Annotated in this window: 19 protein-coding genes; 9 read left to right on the top strand and 10 right to left on the bottom strand. The window is 62.1% G+C overall.

Annotation, left to right across the window (positions count from 1 at the left end; all coding sequences use genetic code 11):
- Positions 1-201: 201 nt before the first annotated feature.
- The 5 genes from rpmH (at position 202) to mnmE (ending at position 4415) form a co-directional block, all read left to right on the top strand.
- Complete coding sequence (rpmH, locus tag AC07R0_RS12935) at positions 202-336, top strand: 50S ribosomal protein L34 (RefSeq protein ID WP_092757190.1); 135 nt, start codon at positions 202-204, stop codon at positions 334-336.
- Between the two features lie 63 nt (positions 337-399).
- Complete coding sequence (locus AC07R0_RS12940; protein ID WP_495075573.1) at positions 400-846, top strand: ribonuclease P protein component; 447 nt, start codon at positions 400-402, stop codon at positions 844-846.
- Positions 843-1106, top strand: coding sequence for a membrane protein insertion efficiency factor YidD (gene yidD / locus AC07R0_RS12945; RefSeq protein ID WP_495075572.1), 264 nt, complete (start codon positions 843-845; stop codon positions 1104-1106). Before AC07R0_RS12940 ends, yidD begins: the two co-directional genes overlap by 4 nt.
- 8 nt (positions 1107-1114) lie before the next feature.
- On the top strand, positions 1115-2821 hold the full coding sequence (yidC, locus tag AC07R0_RS12950) for a membrane protein insertase YidC (protein ID WP_495105113.1): 1707 nt from the start codon (positions 1115-1117) through the stop codon (positions 2819-2821).
- A gap of 220 nt (positions 2822-3041) precedes the next feature.
- Positions 3042-4415, top strand: coding sequence for a tRNA uridine-5-carboxymethylaminomethyl(34) synthesis GTPase MnmE (gene mnmE / locus AC07R0_RS12955; RefSeq protein WP_495105114.1), 1374 nt, complete (start codon positions 3042-3044; stop codon positions 4413-4415).
- 20 nt (positions 4416-4435) lie between these two features.
- On the opposite strand, the gene AC07R0_RS12960 is transcribed toward mnmE, so the two are convergent.
- Entirely contained in the window at positions 4436-4990 is a 555-nt protein-coding gene (locus tag AC07R0_RS12960; protein ID WP_495105115.1) for an adenine phosphoribosyltransferase, read from the bottom strand.
- A gap of 64 nt (positions 4991-5054) precedes the next feature.
- Positions 5055-7040, bottom strand: coding sequence for a monovalent cation:proton antiporter family protein (locus AC07R0_RS12965; protein WP_495105116.1), 1986 nt, complete (start codon positions 7038-7040; stop codon positions 5055-5057).
- A 74-nt stretch (positions 7041-7114) separates the two neighbouring features.
- On the opposite strand from AC07R0_RS12965, the gene AC07R0_RS12970 reads away from it, so the two are divergent.
- From AC07R0_RS12970 to AC07R0_RS12985, 4 genes are read left to right on the top strand one after another with little or no spacing between them, the layout of a single operon-like run.
- Complete coding sequence (locus AC07R0_RS12970; protein WP_495105143.1) at positions 7115-8113, top strand: KpsF/GutQ family sugar-phosphate isomerase; 999 nt, start codon at positions 7115-7117, stop codon at positions 8111-8113.
- On the top strand, positions 8113-8661 hold the full coding sequence (locus AC07R0_RS12975; protein WP_495096354.1) for a KdsC family phosphatase: 549 nt from the start codon (positions 8113-8115) through the stop codon (positions 8659-8661). The genes AC07R0_RS12970 and AC07R0_RS12975 overlap by 1 nt, the downstream gene beginning before the upstream one ends.
- Positions 8658-9284 (top strand): LPS export ABC transporter periplasmic protein LptC, encoded by a 627-nt coding sequence (gene lptC / locus AC07R0_RS12980; protein WP_495105117.1) that lies wholly within the window; start codon positions 8658-8660, stop codon positions 9282-9284. The genes AC07R0_RS12975 and lptC overlap by 4 nt, the downstream gene beginning before the upstream one ends.
- Before the next feature lie 4 nt (positions 9285-9288).
- Positions 9289-10083: an SDR family oxidoreductase gene (locus AC07R0_RS12985; RefSeq protein ID WP_495096355.1), complete on the top strand. Its 795-nt coding sequence runs from the start codon at positions 9289-9291 to the stop codon at positions 10081-10083.
- 71 nt (positions 10084-10154) lie between these two features.
- Here the strand turns inward: AC07R0_RS12985 and rbp (AC07R0_RS12990) are convergent, their stop codons facing one another.
- The 8 genes from rbp (AC07R0_RS12990) to AC07R0_RS13025 all read right to left on the bottom strand — a co-directional run bounded on the left by rbp (AC07R0_RS12990) (position 10155) and on the right by AC07R0_RS13025 (position 18361).
- The gene (gene rbp, locus AC07R0_RS12990; protein WP_495075564.1) at positions 10155-10697 is read right to left on the bottom strand and encodes an RNA-binding regulator; all 543 of its coding nucleotides are present in this window, start codon (positions 10695-10697) and stop codon (positions 10155-10157) included.
- A 261-nt stretch (positions 10698-10958) separates the two neighbouring features.
- Positions 10959-11318, bottom strand: a complete 360-nt coding sequence (rbp, locus tag AC07R0_RS12995) for an RNA-binding regulator (protein ID WP_495075563.1) — start codon at positions 11316-11318, stop codon at positions 10959-10961.
- 220 nt (positions 11319-11538) lie between these two features.
- Positions 11539-11748, bottom strand: a complete 210-nt coding sequence (locus tag AC07R0_RS13000; protein ID WP_495075562.1) for an anti-sigma factor family protein — start codon at positions 11746-11748, stop codon at positions 11539-11541.
- Positions 11745-12314 carry a sigma-70 family RNA polymerase sigma factor gene (locus tag AC07R0_RS13005; RefSeq protein WP_495105118.1) on the bottom strand — a complete coding sequence of 190 codons (570 nt, stop codon included), beginning with the start codon at positions 12312-12314 and terminating at the stop codon, positions 11745-11747. The genes AC07R0_RS13000 and AC07R0_RS13005 overlap by 4 nt, the downstream gene beginning before the upstream one ends.
- A gap of 45 nt (positions 12315-12359) precedes the next feature.
- Positions 12360-13523 (bottom strand): hypothetical protein, encoded by a 1164-nt coding sequence (locus AC07R0_RS13010; protein ID WP_495105119.1) that lies wholly within the window; start codon positions 13521-13523, stop codon positions 12360-12362.
- On the bottom strand, positions 13520-16345 hold the full coding sequence (locus AC07R0_RS13015; protein ID WP_495105120.1) for an ATP-binding protein: 2826 nt from the start codon (positions 16343-16345) through the stop codon (positions 13520-13522). The genes AC07R0_RS13010 and AC07R0_RS13015 overlap by 4 nt, the downstream gene beginning before the upstream one ends.
- A 4-nt stretch (positions 16346-16349) precedes the next feature.
- Complete coding sequence (locus AC07R0_RS13020) at positions 16350-17030, bottom strand: hypothetical protein (protein ID WP_495105121.1); 681 nt, start codon at positions 17028-17030, stop codon at positions 16350-16352.
- On the bottom strand, positions 17027-18361 hold the full coding sequence (locus AC07R0_RS13025) for a hypothetical protein (RefSeq protein ID WP_495105122.1): 1335 nt from the start codon (positions 18359-18361) through the stop codon (positions 17027-17029). Before AC07R0_RS13025 ends, AC07R0_RS13020 begins: the two co-directional genes overlap by 4 nt.
- Between the last annotated feature and the right edge of the window lie 2 nt (positions 18362-18363).

Consider the following 18363-nt stretch of genomic DNA (forward strand, 5'->3'; position numbering starts at 1 on the left):
CAAATTCGCCTTAGGTTATTTTTGCGGCTGCACGCAAAAAACCCAGAAGGCGGACCAGCGCAGTCCCCAGCAGTGCTTGCAAAAGCCCAGCGTGGATTGCGCTTCAGGGGCCACCAAGGGCGTTAAGTCCTCTTTTTTTAGCGATGTACCTCGGGTTTACCTTGGGGGAGTTGCTGTACCGAACTCTTCTAGGAAGTCATCATGAAACGCACTTATCAGCCATCGAAAATCAAGCGTGCCCGTACCCATGGTTTCATGGTCCGCATGAAAACCCGCGGTGGCCGTGCCGTCATCAACGCACGTCGCGCCAAGGGCCGCAAGCGCCTGGCTGTCTAAGCCTGCGCCCCGGTTGGCGCGCACCTTCGCTCCCGATTTTTCTACTTCGGCCCAACACCTGACGTGCAGCGACTCAAAACGCGAGCGCAGTTCCAGGCTGTATTGGCAGGAAAAACGGTTGCACGGACAGCCCATTTCGCGCTGCACCGTGCAGCATTGGATGCGCGTCCAGTGCCAACTTCCATGGCCAGCACATCACCGCCACCTCCATTAGGGCCCGAGTCGTCACGACCGCAGGCCCTTTTTGCTATGGATGGCGTGTGGCTGGGCGCCATGGTGCCCAAGCGTTGGGCCAAGCGGGCCGTGACCCGCAACACCATCAAGCGCCAGATTTACCAGGTGATCCAAGTTTTTGAGCCGCGCTTTCCGCATGCCGCCCATGTGGTGCGGTTGCGCAGCGGCTTTGACCGCAAGGTTTTCATCAGCGCAACGTCCGACCAGCTCAAGCACGCCGTGCGAACCGAGCTGGAGCAACTCTTCGACAGGGCCGTCGCCGGTGCTATGCCATGATGCGCGCGGCCTTGATCACGCTGGTACGCGGCTACCGTCTGCTGCTCAGTCCCTGGCTGGGATCGGCCTGCCGTTTCGAACCCACCTGCTCTGTGTATGCATTGCAGGCCTTGGAACAGCACGGCGCATCCGCAGGAACTTATCTGACACTACGGCGTCTGGCACGTTGCCATCCTTGGTGTGACGGCGGCTTGGACCCTGTTCCGCAAAAACGTCCTGCGCTATTCGCCCATCTGCTTTCCTCTTCCTCACATAAGTAGTCCTTTACATGAACGATATTCGCCGGACCATCCTATGGGTGATTTTTGGTTTCTCCATGGTCTTGCTGTGGGACCAGTGGCAGGTCTACAACGGCCATAAAGCCACCTTCTTCCCGACGCCTGCATCCAAGGTTGCTCCGGCAGCTACCGCCCCAGCGTCTGGCGCGTCCAGCGTTCCGACCCCAGTGGCCGCCGTGCCAGCCACCCCTGCTGCAGGCCAGCTCCCCGTGACCGCCGGTGCTCCAGCAGCAGCCAAGGAACGCGTGGAAGTAGTGACTGACGTGCTCAAGCTGACCTTCGATACCGAAGGTGGCAACCTGGTCCGCTCCGAGTTGCTGAACCAGGTGGACATGACCGACAAGTCGAAGAACTTCGTCTTGCTCGACGACAGCAAGGAACGCGTGTACGTGGCCCAAACCGGCCTGATCGCCGGCGCTGGCTCTGCCGCAGGCGCCACGCTGCCCAGCCACAAAACGGTCATGACGCTGGTACCTGGCGACCGCAGCCTGAAAGACGACGCGCAAAACCTGGTGCTGCGCTTCGAATCGCCTGATGTGGGCGGCGTGAAACTGGTCAAGACCTTCACCCTCACCCGCGGCTCCTACGTATTGGACGTGAAGCACGAAGTCGTCAACACCGGTACCACCGCCGTGTCGCCCCAGTTGTACCTGCAACTGGTACGCGACGGCAACAAGCCCGTGGGCGAATCCTCCTTCTACTCGACCTTTACCGGCCCAGCAGTCTATACCGAAGCCAAGAAGTACGAAAAGGTGGACTTCAAGGACATCGAAAACAACAAGGTCGACATCGAAAAGCAATCCAGCAACGGCTACGTTGCCATGGTGCAGCACTACTTTGCCAGCGCCTGGCTGCTGGGAGACGGCATCCAGCGCGACCTGTTCATGCGCAAGGTGGACACCAATCTGTATGCGGTCGGCATGATTACCCCCATGAACGACATCACACCGGGTGCCAGCAAGACAGTGGAAGCCCGCATGTTCGTGGGTCCTGAACTCGAAAAAGTACTGGAAAAACTCTCGCCCGGTCTGGAACGTGTAAAAGACTATGGTCGCTTGACCATCCTGGCCCAGCCTTTGTACTGGCTGCTGGACCAGTTGCACAGCGTGATCCAAAACTGGGGCTGGTCCATCGTGGCCCTGGTGCTGCTGCTGAAGATCGCTTTCTACTGGCTGAATGCCAAGGCCTACGCCAGCATGGCCAAGATGAAGGCCATCAACCCGCGCATTACCGAAATGCGTGAGCGCCTGAAGGACAAGCCACAGGAAATGCAACAGGCCATGATGAAGATCTACCGCGAGGAAAAGATCAACCCCATGGGTGGCTGCTTCCCCATCATGATCCAGATCCCTGTATTCATCGCGCTGTACAACGTGCTGCTGTCCAGCGTAGAAATGCGCAACGCCCCCTGGGCGCTGTGGATCCACGACTTGTCTTCGCCTGACCCGTACTACATCCTGCCCATCGTCATGGCTTTGACGACCATGTTGCAAACCTCGCTGAACCCCGCTCCGCCGGATCCACTGCAGGCCAAGATGATGTGGTTCATGCCACTGGCCTTCTCGGTGATGTTCTTCTTTTTCCCGGCCGGTTTGGTGATGTACTGGATTACCAACAACGCCTTGTCCATTGCCCAGCAATGGATCATCAATACCCGCATGGGTGTGCCACCGAAGTTCCACCTGCCGAAATTTTGAAACACCCCCAGGCTACACACTGCGTGTTTTCGCCAACCCCCTCGTATCGACTTGAAAAGCCGATACGACACGCAGGGGGGCGAACCCAGTGGCCCGGCAAAGCCGGTTCCACGGGTTCCTGGTCTGAACGCCGTGGTACCCCTAGCCAGGTAGTGTCTTGAACGCCAAAGGCCGCTTCAATCTTCTAGGTTGAGCGGCTTTTTTATTGAAAGCGCCCACCATGCAAGCTCGCGACACCAGCCCCATCGCCGCCATCGCCACAGCACCCGGACGTGGTGCTGTCGGTATTGTGCGGGTCAGCGGCAAGCAGATCGCACCCATCATCGAAGCCCTGTGTGGCCGCCCGCTGAAAGCCCGCGAAGCCACCTATCTGCCGTTCCGCGACGCGGCTGGCCAGGCCATAGACCAGGGCTTGGCCATCCACTTCCCGGCACCACACTCCTATACCGGCGAAGACGTGCTGGAGCTGCAGGCCCATGGCGGGCCAGTGGTGCTGCAGCTGCTGCTGGCGCGCTGCCTGGAAGCGGGTGCAGCCATGGGCATGCGCTTGGCCCAGCCTGGCGAGTTCACGCAGCGCGCCTTCCTGAACGACAAGATCGACCTGGCGCAAGCCGAGGCGATTGCCGACCTGATCGACGCCAGCACCGAAGCCGCAGCGCGCAGCGCCACCCGCTCACTGTCTGGCGAGTTCTCGCAGGAGATCCACAGCCTGCGCGATGGCCTGGTACACCTACGCATGTTGGTCGAGGCCACATTGGATTTTCCTGAGGAAGAAATCGACTTCTTGCGCAAGGCGGACGCGCACGGGCAGCTATCAAAACTGCAGCAACGCCTGGCCGCAGTGATGCAGCGCACACGCCAGGGGGCACTGCTGCGCGAAGGAATCAAGGTGGTGATTGCCGGCCAACCGAACGCGGGCAAGTCGTCGCTGCTGAACGCGCTTGCGGGGGCCGAGCTGGCCATCGTCACCCCCATCGCTGGCACCACCCGCGACAAGGTGGCGCAAACCATCCAGATCGAAGGCGTGCCCATCCACGTCATCGATACCGCCGGCCTGCGCAGCAGTGATGACGCCATCGAAACCATAGGCATTGAACGCGCCTGGGCGGAAATCGCAGCGGCCGACGCGGTGCTGTTCCTACACGACCTGACCCGCGCCCAACTAGCAGACTACCAGCAAGCAGACGCCGCCATTGGCGCCGAACTGGCACAAAAACTGCCGTCCCGCGTACCGGTCATCGATGTCTGGAACAAATCGGATGCAGCCACCTCCACCGCTGCAGACGCCCTAACCCTGTCTGCCAAGATCGGCACCGGGCTAGACCAACTGCGCCACAAACTGCTGGAAGTGGCCGGATGGCAAACCTCGCCCGAGGGGGTTTTCATCGCCCGGGCTCGCCATGTGCACGCCTTGCAGCATGTGGACGAGCACATCGAGATGGCGGTGGCGCATCTGGCCAGCCAGGCCCAGTCACTGGACTTGCTGGCCGAAGAACTGCGCCTGGCGCAGAACGCCCTGAACGAAATCACCGGAGCCTTCAGCGCCGACGACCTGCTAGGCGTGATCTTTTCGCAGTTCTGTATCGGCAAATAAGCCGGGTTCTGAGCAGACTTTCAGTGCCCGGCGAAATCCACCAGGGTGAACAATGGAAGCCCGCTTTCCTGCAGCTTGGTAGAACCACCCAGCTCGGGCAAATCCACAATGGCCGCGCCTTCTACCACGGTGGCACCGAGTTTTTCCAGCAGCTTCTTGCCGGCCATCATGGTGCCGCCAGTGGCGATCAGATCGTCTATCAATAGCACGCGGTCGCCGGCTTTAACAGCATCGGTGTGCAGCTCCACCGTGGCACTGCCATATTCCAGCTCGTAGGTTTCTTCCACCGTGGTGAACGGCAGCTTGCCCTTTTTACGGATGGGTACAAAGCCGATATTCAGCTCGTAAGCCACCACCGCACCCAGAATGAAGCCGCGCGCGTCCAGCCCGGCCACCACGTCCGGGCGCAGAGCCGGGTCCATGTAGCGGTGCACGAACGCATCGATCATTACGCGAAACACCCGGGGGTTTTGCAGCAAGGGAGTGATGTCCCGGAACTGCACGCCCGGCGCAGGCCAATCGGGCACCGTGCGCATATGGGCCTTGAGGTATGCGTTGACGCTAAAGCTTGTCATGGGAAATCAACCAAAAATGGGGAGGGCCGCTATTGTGCCTTGCGCGGCTGCGCCGCTGCCCAGCTCAACCTTTTTGAAACTTCTCTTCCGCCAATGCCAGGGTCTCGGCCTTGCCGGACAAGACCAGGGTGTCACCGTCTTCCAGCAGCACATCGTCTCCGGGTAGCTCGGTTTTGCCACTGTGCCGGCGCAAGCTGACCACCCGCACACCCATCGCGTGCAGAGCCAGACGACCCAGCGGTTTGCCTAGGCACTTGGCGGCGATGGTCAGGGTCACGGTCGTCAACCGTTCGTGGCGCAATTCGTCCACGCCGTCATCGTCGGCCCCGTGGAAGTAGCCACGCAGCAGGTTGTAGCGCGCATCACGCTGGTCCTGCACCACCCGTATCACTCTGCGCATGGGCACGCCCACCAGGGCTAGGGCATGGCTGGCCAGCATCAGAGATCCCTCGATGGCCTCGGGCACCACTTCGGTGGCGCCGGCATTGCGCAACTTTTCCAGGTCGTGATCGTCCTGGGTGCGCACAATCACCGGCACCTGGGGTGCATGGGTATGGGTGTTGGCCAGCACCTTCATGGCACCCGGCACATCCAGGTAGGTGATGACCACCGCGCTGGCCCGGGCCAGGCCGGCGGCCATCAAAGCCTGCAGCCGCGCCGCATCGCCGAACACCACAGAATCGCCAGCCGCGGCAGCCTTGCGCACCCGGTCCGGGTCCAGGTCCAGCGCCATATAGGGAATGCTCTCGCGCTCCAACATACGCGCCAGGTTTTGCCCGCAACGCCCATAGCCGCAAATGATCACGTGCTTGTTGGCATTGATGGACTTGCGGGCAATGGTGGTCATCTGCAGCGACTGCTGCAACCATTCGCTGCTCACTAGCTTCATCACGATACGGTTGCTGTACATGATGATGAACGGGGTTGCCAGCATGGACAGCACCATGCTGGCCAGAATCGGGTTCAACAGCGAGGCCGGCACCAGCTTGTTTTCCTGGGCCAAGGTCAGCAGCACAAAACCGAATTCACCCGCCTGGGCCAGGTACAGGCCGGTACGCAAGGAGACACCCGCCGTACCGCCCAGCGACTTGGATAGCGCCGCAACTAGGGCCAGCTTGAACAACACCGGCAAGGTCACCAGCAACAGCACCAGGGGCCAATGCTCCAGCACCAGGCGCCAGTCCAGCAGCATGCCGATGGTGATGAAAAACAAGCCCAGCAGCACGTCGTGGAATGGCCGTATGTCGGTTTCCACCTGGTGCTTGTATTCGGTCTCTGAAATCAGCATGCCAGCAATGAAAGCCCCCAGGGCCAGGCTCAAGCCCGCCAGCTCGGTCAACCAGGCCAGGCCCAGGGTGATCAGCAATAGGTTCAGCACAAACAGCTCTTCGCTCCGCCGTCGCGCCACGATCGTCAGCCACCAGCGCATTCCCTTCTGCCCGCCGACCAACAACACGGTAATCAGCGCCGCCGCCTTGATGGACGCCAGAGCCAGTGACATCAGCAGTTCTTCAGGCGATGCACCCAAGGCCGGAATCAAAACCAGCAAGGGCACCACGGCCAAATCCTGGAACAGCAGCACACCCATCACGCGCTTGCCATGCTCCGACTCCAGCTCCAGTCGCTCGGCCATCAGCTTCACCACAATGGCCGTGCTGCTCATGGCCAACGCCCCCGAAAGCGCCAAAGCGGTACGCCACTCCATACGCCATAGCGTGGGCGCCATGGTGGCAAACATCAATGAGGCAAACGTGGCGATCAGCATGGTGCCGGCCACCTGGAGCAAGCCCAGGCCAAACACATGGCCACGCATGGCGCGCAACTTGGGCAAATTAAATTCCAGCCCGATGACAAACATCAGAAACACCACACCGAACTCACCCAGGTGCTTGATTCCCTCTGAGTTCTGCGCCAGCGCCAGCGCATTCGGGCCGATGACCACACCTACCACCAGATAACCCAGCATGGGTGGCAGCTTCAGCGAGCGGAACGTCACCACCCCCAGTACAGCGGCCAGCAGGTACATCAGTGTCAATTCCAGAGCGGTCATGCCAGCATGCTAACAAGGGAAATGCGCATTCCCTCGAAAAGAACCGCAGCATGCGCGCCGATAGAATCGACGGCATGACATCCGCACCGCCGACCACTGCTTCCTTCGATCCCGCACGTGCCTTGCGCAAGGCTTTTGACACCCTGGATATCGAAGCTGCAGCCGTCACGGACCTGAAGCGTCGCATCACGGACTCCTTCGCCCGGTCGGTGCAGATGATCCTCGCCTTGCGCGGCCGCGTCGTCGTCATGGGCATGGGCAAAAGTGGCCATGTGGGCCGCAAAATTGCCGCCACACTCGCTTCCACCGGCACGCCCGCGCTGTTCGTACACCCGGCCGAAGCCAGCCACGGCGACCTGGGCATGATCCGCGCGATGGACATCGTCCTGGCCATTTCCAACAGCGGTGAAAGCGCGGAGATTACTGTGCTGCTGCCGGTGCTCAAGCGCCAGGGCGTGCCCCTGATTGCGATCACCGGCAATTTGCAGTCCACACTGGCCCAGCATGCCACCGAGATATTGAACGGCGGCGTGGACAAAGAGGCCTGCCCGCTGAACCTGGCGCCCACCGCCAGCACCACCGCCCAGCTGGCCCTGGGTGACGCGTTGGCCGTAGCCCTGTTGGATGCACGTGGCTTCAAGGCCGAAGACTTTGCGCGCTCTCACCCTGGCGGCGCGCTGGGACGCAAACTGCTCACCCATGTCAGCGACGTGATGCGCTCAGGTGACGATGTGCCCAGCGTCGCACCAGACACCGCTTTCAGCGACATGATGCGTGAAATGAGCGCCAAGGGAGGCATCACCGCAGTGGTAGACGCCCAACAGCAGGTGCTGGGTGTATTCACCGATGGAGATTTGCGACGCTTGATTGAAAACGGCGTTGACCTGCGCGCCATGCATGCCCAAGACGTGATGCATCGCCACCCCCGCAGCATTCGGCCCGATGCGCTGGCCGTAGAAGCCGCCGAGCTGATGGAACAACACCGCATCACCTGCGTACTGGTCGTGGATGCAGAGGACACGTTGGTTGGCGTAGTGCATATTGGCGACCTGATGCGGGCCAAAGTCATCTGATGGCCGCCGTTGCCATCGCATTCGCGCCAGAGCTGCTGTTGCGCGCCCAGAACGTCCGCGTCGCCTTCTTCGATGTTGACGGCGTCTTGACCGACGGTGGCCTGTATTTTTCAGAGACCGGTGAAACCCTCAAGCGCTTCAACACACTGGACGGCCACGGCCTGAAGCTGTTGCAGAAAGCCGGCATCACGCCCGCCGTCATCACCGGACGCGACTCCCTGCCGCTGCGCAATCGGCTGCAGGCGCTGGGCATCACCCACGTACATTTCGGCACCGAGGACAAGCGCCCGGCGGCTGAACAAACGCTGGCAGCACTCGGCCTGGACTGGTCACAGGCTGCGGCCATGGGCGACGACTGGCCCGACCTGCCCGTTATGCGCCGTAGCGCTATCGCCTGCGCCCCAGCAAATGCCCAAGCCGAAGTACTGGCAGCGGCGCAATACACCACCCAGCGTTCCGGTGGCCAGGGCGCGGCCCGCGAATTTTGCGATCTGCTGCTGGTGGCCAGCGGCCACTATGCGCGCCTACTGGAAGAGTACACAGCGTGAAATCCCTGCTGCGTGCCGCCTGGGAGCAGGTTTCCATTTACCTGCCCGTTCTGTTGATGGGTGTTTTGGCGCTGGGTACCTATTGGCTGGTGCGCAATACACCCATCTTTGCGCCAGCAGCTGCACCGGTTGCGGCCACCCACGAACCCGATTACTTCATGCGAAAATTTTCGGTTAAAACCTTCGATTCCACCGGACGCTTGAAAAGCGAAGTCATGGGGGTGGAAGCCCGCCATTTTCCAGACACCGACACCATCGAAATCGACAAAGTCCGGATCCGCTCAGTCAACCCGGACGGCCTGGTTACCACGGCCAGCGGCGACCGAGGCCTCAGCAATGGCGACGGCTCAGAAGTACAGCTCTTTCAAAACGCCATCGTGGTCCGTGACGCCGCCACCGACAAGAGCGGTGTTGTCCAGCCGCGCCTGGAGCTGCGCAGCAACTTCCTGCACGCCTATCTGAATACCGAGCGCGTCCGCTCCAACCTGCCGGTGGTCATCACCCGTGGCACAGACACCTTCACGGCCGACTCCATGGACTATGACAATCTAGACCGCGTGATGCAACTCCAGGGGCGCGTGCGTGGCCTGTTGGTACCCGCTCCCGCACCTTCCAATAAGTAAACCGATGTCCTCGTCTCCACTGGCATTCATTACCGGAGCGTCCAGCGGCATTGGCCAGGCTCTGGCACTACGCTACTTCCAGGCCGGCTATCGCCTGGCCCTGGTTGCCCGTCGCACTTCAGTCATTGAATCATGGGCTAGCGCAAATGGAATCAGCACAAGCAGCTATCAAATATATAGTGCAGACGTTTCTGTAACAGACAGCATCGTAGCGGCCGGCAAGGCCTGCATCGCCCAGCAAGGCGTGCCAGACGTGGTGGTCGCCTGCGCGGGAGCCAGCGTCGGCGTAGACACTGCGGTGTACGAAGACCTTGCCATCATGGCGCAAACTTTTGCCACCAAAAACGTAGGCACAGCAGCCACTTTTCACCCCTTCATCCATGCCATGCAGCAACGCGGCAGCGGGGCGTTAGTTGGCATAGGCAGTGTGGCCGGCATCCGCGGTCTGCCTGGCCACGGCGCCTACTGCGCCAGCAATGCAGGCGTCATCAGCTATTGCGAAAGTCTGCGCGGTGAGCTACGCGGGAGTGGGGTCAAAGTTGTCACCATTTGCCCCGGCTATGTGGATACGCCGCTAACCCAGAAAAACGGCTATGGAATGCCGTTCCTGATGCAAGCGCAAGACTTTGCGGACAAGGCATTCCAGACCATCCAGGCTGGCAATAGCTACCGTGTCATTCCCTGGCAGATGGGTGTCGTCGCCAAAGTCCTGCGCCTGCTGCCAAACGCGGTATTTGATAAATTATTGGTAGGTCGTGCACGCAAACCTAGGCAGGCAACGCCCCCAGAAAATCCCTAGTGCGCTTTCAATAGGCAACAAAAAAGGCTCCTGAGGAGCCTTTTTCAATTCTGCAAAGTGCAGCCGATATATCAGTAGCCGCCGCGGCCACCGCCGCCATTGCCACCGCCTCCACTGCGGGGACCGGAACCGTAGGGGCTACGGAAACCACCGTCACCACCGCCGCCACCGCTGCGACCACCGCCGCCGCCGTAACCGCCACCCTCACCACCACGGCCACCACCGCCGCCGTAACCGCCACCGCCGCTACGACCACCGCCGCCGCCACCGTAACCACCGCCGCCTTCGCCGCCACGGCCGCCGCCGTAACCACCACCACCGCCGCCGCCATAACCACCGCCGCCACCGCTACGGGGAGGACGGGCTTCCATGGGGCGTGCTTCGTTCACAACGCAGCTGCGGCCACCCAGAGGCTGACCATTCATACCATTGATAGCGGCTTGTGCTTCGGCATCGCTGCCCATTTCCACAAAACCGAAACCCTTCGACCGGCCCGTATCACGCTCCATCATCACTTTGGCGCTGGTGACACTGCCAAACTGGCTGAAAGATTGCTCCAGATCGTTGTCGCGCACTGAGTAAGGCAGGTTGCCGACGTACAGTTTGTTGCCCATCAAGGGACTCCTCAAAAACACATTAATAAAGCGATGGAGTTCCGAAAACGCAATCAACCGAAAGCAAGGACGCGAAACTGACCGACACCGCAAACTTGTGTGGATTTTGAACCCACACTTTTGCATTATGCGACTAGATCAAAAGATTTCAACTAAAAAATACGATGGCTGTAAGTACGAAAATGCGCAGGCAATAAAAAAGGGCCCAGGGGGCCCTTTTTCAAATTTGCGAAAGGAGGCAAAACCTCCTGTTGGCAAGATTTAGTAGCTGTTGCGGCCACCGCCGTAACCACCACCGTTGCCGCCGCCGTAGCCGCCGCCACCATTGCCACCACCGTAGCCGCCACCACCGCCGGTGCGGGGAGGACGAGCCTCCATCGGACGGGCTTCGTTGACAACCAGGTTACGGCCGCCCATGGACTGACCGTTCATGCCCTTGATAGCAGCTTGTGCTTCAGCATCGTTACCCATTTCGACAAAGCCGAAACCCTTGGAGCGGCCGGTGTCACGTTCCATCATGACCTTGGCGCTGGAGATGGAGCCGAACTGGCTGAAAGCCTGTTGCATGTCTTCATCGCGGAAAGAGTAGGGCAGGTTGCCCACGTAAAGTTTGTTGCCCATGAAAGGACTCCTCAAAAAAACGCAAAACGCGATGGAGTCCGATAACCGCAATCAACAAACCATTGAAGACTAAAGCAGACGCGAAACTGACCATTCACCGCAAACCCGTGCAGCCGTTGAAGCGGCTGAACCAATTGATTATGCTACATCTGGCCCATAAGCACAAAAATACTTGTGCAGCTGTTGCAGGCGGGCCCATACACAGGGCAAATTCTGTCGCCTAAGCGTCGGTTTCCACGTCGTCCGCATAGTGGCGCCATTGCCGCATGGCATTGCGCATGGTGAGCAATTGACGCTCGAAACGTGGACAGGCTTTGCACGCCATCAAATGCAGGCGCAAAGCCACACTGTCAGGCAAGGTGATGGCGCGGTCCTCACGGGCGATCAGAATGGCTGCAACTTGCTTGCAGGTGCGCCGTAACGGGATCACGTAGCCTCCTTTGATGCGCCAAACCAGTTGAGCTCCAGACATTCACGCAACCGTAAACGGGCACGGTGCAACTGGACGTAAAGATTAGTCGACGTCAGGCCAAGATCCTTACAAATTTCTTCGCTGGACAGCTCCAGCCACTCGCGCATCAGGAACACACGACCCAACACCGCCGGCAATTTATCGGTGCACGCCTCCAGCACCAGAAAAAACTGCCGCGAATGCAGGTCCTGCTCGGGGTTGCCCCAGTCTGCGGGCGTCTGCGCGAAATGTCCGTCGGCCTTGAACACCAAGTTCTCCAGCTCTTCCGCGCCAGTCTCTTCGCCCTCGCTGTCCAAACACACCTCGCGGGCATGGCTGCGAAACAGGTCCAGCACCTTGTGCTTGAGGATGCCGACCAGCCAGGTCTTGAGCTGTGACTTGCTGCCAAAGGATTGCGGCTTGCTTAAAGCGGCCAGCAGCGTCTCGGATACGGCATCCTCGGCCCAGGCATCGTTGCGCAGCTGCAGACGCGCAAAGCGCAGCAAGTAGGTGCGGTGTTGGGCCAGTTCAGTTTCGAAATGCATGTCACTCTTTGGTCGGTAGGCGCGCAGTATCTACGATACTTTTTCTCACAGCCAGCCTTCTTGTTCCGCCTTGCATGCCGTACGTTGCAAATAGTCTCGCAACACGACCAGATCGGCGGGTAGGTCGATGTGCAGTGCCAGGCGCTCCAGGGTCTGGCGGTCATAGTGGGTAAGTGGCAATGTTTTGCCGTCCTGCCAGAGTTCGGGTGCCATATGGGTGCAGCGCCAAGCGAGTCCACGCTGCATCCAAAGTTGACCTGCTGTGAGCGCAATTTCGATGCCCGCGGGATCGGGGTCGCAGCTGATGTCTGCAGGCGCAGGGGCCTGCTCCAGCAACCATTGCATGGCCTTGAGCCAATCTTGCGATGGCCGCCCCGGCAGCCATACGACGCAATGGTCCGTCGGTGCTTTCACAGCGCAGCGCTCAAAACTAGCCCGGTTTTCGACCAGCCAGTAGCGGGCCGGGCCTGTCGCCACCGTCATGCGCGAGTCCAGGCGCCGGGCCGGTATGGCGGCCCAACCCAGGGCTGCGGCATCCAGTTGGCCATTCGGGCCCTGCAAACGAAGTGCGCCACCCAGCCACAGCAAGGGTTCAAAACGCCCGATGCCCAGGCCTTCCAGGTCGCAATGTGCTTCCAGCCAGGCCCATTCATGGAGCTTGATGTCTTTGGTGTGTTCGCGGGCAAACAGGGCGAAGTCTTGCCTTAAGCCAAAACGCTGTTCAGCATGCCATTCAGACAAAGCGTGCAGCAGCTGTGCCCTGGCGACCAAACTTGCCGTGGGCAAAACCAGGCTACTTTGAACGGCACTAGCCACCCAGGGCTGGGCAGAGGCCAGGACCTGCAGCTGCTGCTGCAGATCCTGGCGCTGCGCGTCACGTTCGTCAGCGGGCTGTATGCCACAGATTTTTTGTAGCTGGGGGAGATCCGTCCAGACGATGCGCAGCGGCCACCATTGGCCATTTTTAAAACCCTGCTTGACCTGCAGTGCGCCCGCTTCCAGCAGAGCTTGCAGCAAGGTTTCGGTGTGGTCGAGGTACTCCGTACCCGCCTCGTTGAGCAGCGACTGCCAGGCCCGCTCCTTGGCATCTGACGCCAACCACCGCAACAGCACAATGCGCTGCACTTCGCGCAACGCTGGCAAGCCGGCAAACCCCGCCTGGGACTGGCAGGTGCGCTTGCCTTTGCCCGTGGCGGTGGTCTCGATCATGGTGTGCTGGTAACGACACCCCGCCGCTTGGCCACCGCGATGGGCGGTGCCCATTTGGCGTTCTTCGGCTTCTTGCTGGTGATCAGGGTGATCTCGGCGGGCTCGAAGACTTCCAGATTGTGGGTGATAGGCGTGGTCAGCACGTATTGCGCCTGGGTGGAGCGCAGGAAGTGGCCGACCAACTGGATGTTGCGCACGTCCAGATGGGCAAAGGGCTCGTCGATGAAGACAAAGCCGCCGGAGGCGGTTTCGTCGTCCTTCAGCAGCGCCACCAGCAGGATCAGCGACTTGATGACCTGCTGGCCGCCCGAGGCCTCGCCGTCGTTCATGCCGATGCTGCCCTTGCCGTCGAAGTTGAAGTGCACCTTCAGGCCGGCCTGGGCCAGCACGGTGTCGCTGTTTTCCAGCGCGGGCAGGTCGGCATTCACGGCCACGCCGGCCAGCTCGCCGAGTTCCTGGATGTTCTTGCGGTAGCGGCGCACGGTGGTGCGCAGCACCTCGATATAGCTCTCGCGGGCGTTGTGCACGGCAATGGCGGCCTGGGCATTCTTGGCCTGGTGGTCGCCCAGGTTCAAGCCCTGTTCGCGCACCAGCACCTCCATGCGGCGGTAGCGTTCTTCCACCGTGGCGTCTTTTTCCCAGGTGTCGAGTTGCAATTCCTCGTGCACCGACTGCAGGCGCAGGCGGGCTTGCGTGTCGTTCTGGTAGGTCTTCACCAGGGACTGCAGCAGCTCGGGCGTGCGCCATTGCGGCGGGATCTGGCCGCGCCGGGTATTGGAGTTGTCCACATCCACGGTCAGCTGCTTGCGGCGCTGCGCCAGCTCGGCGATCAGACGGTCGGCCTCCTGGTGCTTCTGGCGCAGGGCCTGCTCGGTCTGGCGGTACTGGGTGTCGACCTGCTGGTACCGGGTCTTGGCGTCGCCATAGGCCTTGTCCAGCGCCTGCCAATGCTGGGCGGCAGCGATGCGGGCCTGCTTGGCGCCGGGCCATGCTTCGCGGGCAGCGGCGAACTCTTCGCTGCGGCGGGCCAGCTCTTCGGCGGCGCTATGGCCCTCCAGCGATTTCTGGATGTCCTTGACCTGGCGTTTTACGGCCATCAGCTCCTGCGTCAGCGGGCCGAGTTCGCCGTCCAGGCGGCGCAGGTCGCGCTCCAGGCCGTCGCGGCGGGCTACCAGAGCGGCGGCACCGAACTGGTGGTCGCGCGGCTCCACCCACACCGAGCGCGCACCGCGCCCGTCAAAGCTATAGGCCTGCGGGGTGATCCAGCTGCCACTGGTCTTGCGGCCCTCGGCCGGGTTGTCCACGCAGCGCAGGTTTTGCAGCTGCTGGATCAGCCAGCGCGGCAGCTTGGCATCGAACTTCGTCTGCGCCAGCAGCGATTGCGCGTCAGCCGTCGGCACCGGGTCGCCGGGGGCGGTGATGTAGTGGCGGTAGCGGTCTGCGCTGGCGATGGTGTCGGCCTGGGTCAGGTCGTCATTTTTCTCCAGCAGCACCATCCAGCGCAGCGGGCGCAGCACACCTTCGACCGCGGCGCGCCAATATTCGTCGCGCACCTCGACCACCTCGGCCAGGAAGCGGTGGCTGATCTTGGCGGCCTGCAGACGCTGGCGCAGCCGCCGGGCGTCTTCCGGGTGGGGTGGGGTGTTTTGGCCTTCCAGCGCAGATAAAGCCTGCGCAACCAGCTCTCTTTTTTGTAGCACAGCGCTGTGCTTGGCCTGCAGCGCGGCCTGCTGGCTGTGCAGGGTGTTGAGGTGGGCGTTCAGCGCCTCGGCGTCACTTTCCTTGTCCACCAGGGCCAGCAGCTCGGTTTCGCGCTTGACCAGATCTTCCAGCGGACGCTCCAGGTCGCGGCAGCTTTCGCGCTGCACATTGGCCGCATCGCGCTCGCGCAGCAGGCGGGCTTCATTGTCTTCGGCCTGACTGCGTTGCTCCAATAAAGAGAGCAGCTTGTCATTGTCCTGCTTGCGCTGGGCGATGTTTTGGCTTGCGTGCTGGCGCTGGCGGCGCTGCTCGCGGCTGCGCTCGGTGAGCTTTTGGCGCTGGATATGCCATTCCAGCACCGGCACCACCTCGGTGGCCAGGCGCTCATGCTCCTGCACCTTGTGCTGCCAGTTCTGGTAGTTGCTGACGCGACTTTGCAGCTCGGCCAGCTGGGCCTTGCTGTGGTCCAGCTCGTGGCTGGCCTGCTCCATCTCGCGGGCCAGCTGCTGCTGGTGTTCGCGGGCGGTGTCGTAGTGGTTCAACACCTCCTGGTCGCCAAACACGTCAAACACCAGGCGCAGCAGCTCGCGCGGGCTGAATTCACACAGGCGGTCGGTCTGGCCCTGCTCCAGCGACAGCACCTTGGCAATCGCCGGCGACAGGCCGGCGGCGGACAGGGTTTTGCCCCAGGCCTCTATGCCCATGGTGGCAAGCTCTTTCTCGGGTTTTTCGCTCAGCTGCTCGATGCTGACGTCGCCTTCCAGCACCATGTAGCGGCGCTGCCAGTCGCCACCGTTGCGTTCGATGCGGCAGGCCAGGGTGACCTGGTCGCTGTACAGCAGGCGTTTGGCAAACGGGCGGCTGCTGGTCTGGCGGTTATGCGGGCGGTTGTCCACCACGGCGCGCAGCCAGGCTACGTTGGCCCCGGCGTGGCGGGCATAGGTTTTGAAGTCGCGTGGCGACGAGCATTTCAGGCCCAGCAGGGTGCGTAGCGCATCCAGCAGGGTGGTCTTGCCGGAGCCGTTGGGGCCGGCGATGGTGATGATGCTGGCGTCCAGCGGCAGGCTGACGCGTTGGCAGTAGTCCCAGTGGACCAGCTCAAGGCTTTGCAGATGGAACATGGGCTCAGTCTTCGGTAGGGGTTTCGGCAGCCAGCTGGGCTTCAGCGGCCAGGCGGGCGGCTTGCTCGCGGGCCAGCACGTCGGCCAGGGCGCCGTCCAGGATGCGCGGGGCCATGATGTCGTAGTCCAGCAGCACGTCTAGCAACGGGCCTTCAGCAATGTCGTCTTGCCGGCGCAGGATGAAGCCGTGGCGCTCCAACAACTTGAGGTTGCCGTCGAGCCGGGTCTTTTTGCCCAGCTGCGTGCCGTAGTCTTCCAGCAGGGCCTTGTACGACAGCACCGGGCTGACATCGCGCACCGGTGGCAGCGGCTTGCTGCTGGCGAACATGTCGTTCTGCGTCTCGGCGACTGGGGCGCGGCTGGTCTGGCGTTCACGCTTGGGCAAGATGATCAGCGCCCACAGCACGACCAGCAGGGCCTGGCCGTCGCGCGGCAGCTCCAGGTTGTTGTTGGCGTTGAGGCCGGCCTCGCCCATCACGGTGCTTTGCGCGGCAGGCAGCAGGGCCAGGCTGACGTGCTCGGCGTAAATGTTGTCCATCCAGCGCAGGCCGATGTCGGCCAGACGTTGTTCCACCTGGGCGAACAGTTCGGCGTTCACCAGCGCGCGCTTCACGCGGGGGTGGGTGCGCGGCAGGCTGCGGCGGGCCAGCAGCTCGGCGACCAGCAGGGCGGCTTCGTCGGTCATGGGGTAGTCTTCTCAATAGATTCGTTCGGGGGCAGCACCGGGTGCAGCGCGCCGGCGCTGACCTGGGCCAGCACGGGGTGCTGCAGGTCCAGCAACTCGGTACTCCATTCCACGCGCCAGGGCTGGCGCGCCAGATCACCGGTGGCACCGGGCAGCAGGCAGGCCTGGGCGTCGCCCAGCAGCGGCAGCAGTTGGGCCTTGTAGGCCACCTCGGCATAGGCGGCTTCAAGAGGCTCGGCACCCAGCAAGGCCTGGACGGCGGTGCGTGGCTCGCTGCCGTCGGTGTTCCAGCTGGCCAGCAGCTCGGACAGATCGGCCAGCGCCTGCGGCAGGGCCACGGCGCTGAGTTCGCCAAGCGGCGCGGCCTGGGATACCGGCAAGGCATCGGGCAGGGCCAGCGTGGGGCGGTCGCGTTCAAATTCTGCTTCGGTCACATCCAGCAATTCATGGGGGGCAAGCATGACGGGCGCGACCGGGCAGGCCAGCGCGTCCTGCAGCAAATGTTCGGGGGCGGCAACGGTCTGCATCCAGCGTTTCACGTCGGTGCTGGTGATACCGGTGGTGCCCAGAGTGACGCGCTGGCGGTCCACCTGTTGCAGCGCGCGGTTGAACTGGCTGGCCATGGCCAGCAAGCGGCTCTGCGCCTGGCCCAGGGCCCGGGCGGCGCGCTCCATCACCACATGGCCGTGGGCGTGGCTGATGATGGCGGTGATGGCGGTGGAGGCCTTGTCGATCAAGCGCGCGGCGCGGTCGTAGCGTTTGCGCGCCTCACGCAGGCGGAATTCGGAGCCGCTGGCGATGGCGTCCTCGAACTCGGCATGCAGGCGGCCCAGCTGGGCTTGCAGCATTTGGACCTGGGCGGCGTCCAGCGTGCCGAGCTGGTCTGCACCGACCACCTGGCTCAGCAAGCTGGCCAGGTCGCCGTCTTCGCCATCGGCCGGCGGCGCGGTATTCAGCACGCCCAGCACGGCAGACAGCTGCTGCGCCAGCGGCGTGAGGCTGGTGCGGCGCTGGGTTTCGTCCCACAGCAGCAGGCCGGTGTCGCGGAAGCGTTTGAACACGGTGTCCAGCGCTTCCGGGCGCACGGCGTGGAACAGTTCGTTGATGTCATCACGGCTCAGGCTGGCTTCGCTCTGGCCCAGCAGGCCCATGAAGACCCACAGGCGCAGGCGCACCAGGCCGGCCGGACCGTGGAACAGGGCGCGCAGTGCGTCAATCAGCGCGCCCTGCGCGTCGATGCGGAAGGCCAGCAGGGATTCGGCTGCAAAGTCAGCATCACGGAAGTAATCCGACAGCGTGGTGTCGCTGTCGGGGAGCGTCGTGTCGTCCATCG

The organism is Rhodoferax sp. GW821-FHT07F03 (assembly GCF_059418745.1).

Coding starts and splice junctions, on each gene's coding strand:
- rpmH (WP_092757190.1), top strand. CDS start 202: ATGAAACGCACTTATCAGCCATCGAAAATCAAGCGTGCCCGTACCCAT.
- yidD (WP_495075572.1), top strand. CDS start 843: ATGATGCGCGCGGCCTTGATCACGCTGGTACGCGGCTACCGTCTGCTG.
- yidC (WP_495105113.1), top strand. CDS start 1,115: ATGAACGATATTCGCCGGACCATCCTATGGGTGATTTTTGGTTTCTCC.
- mnmE (WP_495105114.1), top strand. CDS start 3,042: ATGCAAGCTCGCGACACCAGCCCCATCGCCGCCATCGCCACAGCACCC.
- AC07R0_RS12960 (WP_495105115.1), bottom strand. CDS start 4,990: ATGACAAGCTTTAGCGTCAACGCATACCTCAAGGCCCATATGCGCACG.
- AC07R0_RS12965 (WP_495105116.1), bottom strand. CDS start 7,040: ATGACCGCTCTGGAATTGACACTGATGTACCTGCTGGCCGCTGTACTG.
- AC07R0_RS12970 (WP_495105143.1), top strand. CDS start 7,115: ATGACATCCGCACCGCCGACCACTGCTTCCTTCGATCCCGCACGTGCC.
- AC07R0_RS12975 (WP_495096354.1), top strand. CDS start 8,113: ATGGCCGCCGTTGCCATCGCATTCGCGCCAGAGCTGCTGTTGCGCGCC.
- AC07R0_RS12985 (WP_495096355.1), top strand. CDS start 9,289: ATGTCCTCGTCTCCACTGGCATTCATTACCGGAGCGTCCAGCGGCATT.
- rbp (WP_495075564.1), bottom strand. CDS start 10,697: ATGGGCAACAAACTGTACGTCGGCAACCTGCCTTACTCAGTGCGCGAC.
- rbp (WP_495075563.1), bottom strand. CDS start 11,318: ATGGGCAACAAACTTTACGTGGGCAACCTGCCCTACTCTTTCCGCGAT.
- AC07R0_RS13005 (WP_495105118.1), bottom strand. CDS start 12,314: ATGCATTTCGAAACTGAACTGGCCCAACACCGCACCTACTTGCTGCGC.
- AC07R0_RS13010 (WP_495105119.1), bottom strand. CDS start 13,523: ATGATCGAGACCACCGCCACGGGCAAAGGCAAGCGCACCTGCCAGTCC.
- AC07R0_RS13015 (WP_495105120.1), bottom strand. CDS start 16,345: ATGTTCCATCTGCAAAGCCTTGAGCTGGTCCACTGGGACTACTGCCAA.
- AC07R0_RS13020 (WP_495105121.1), bottom strand. CDS start 17,030: ATGACCGACGAAGCCGCCCTGCTGGTCGCCGAGCTGCTGGCCCGCCGC.
- AC07R0_RS13025 (WP_495105122.1), bottom strand. CDS start 18,361: ATGGACGACACGACGCTCCCCGACAGCGACACCACGCTGTCGGATTAC.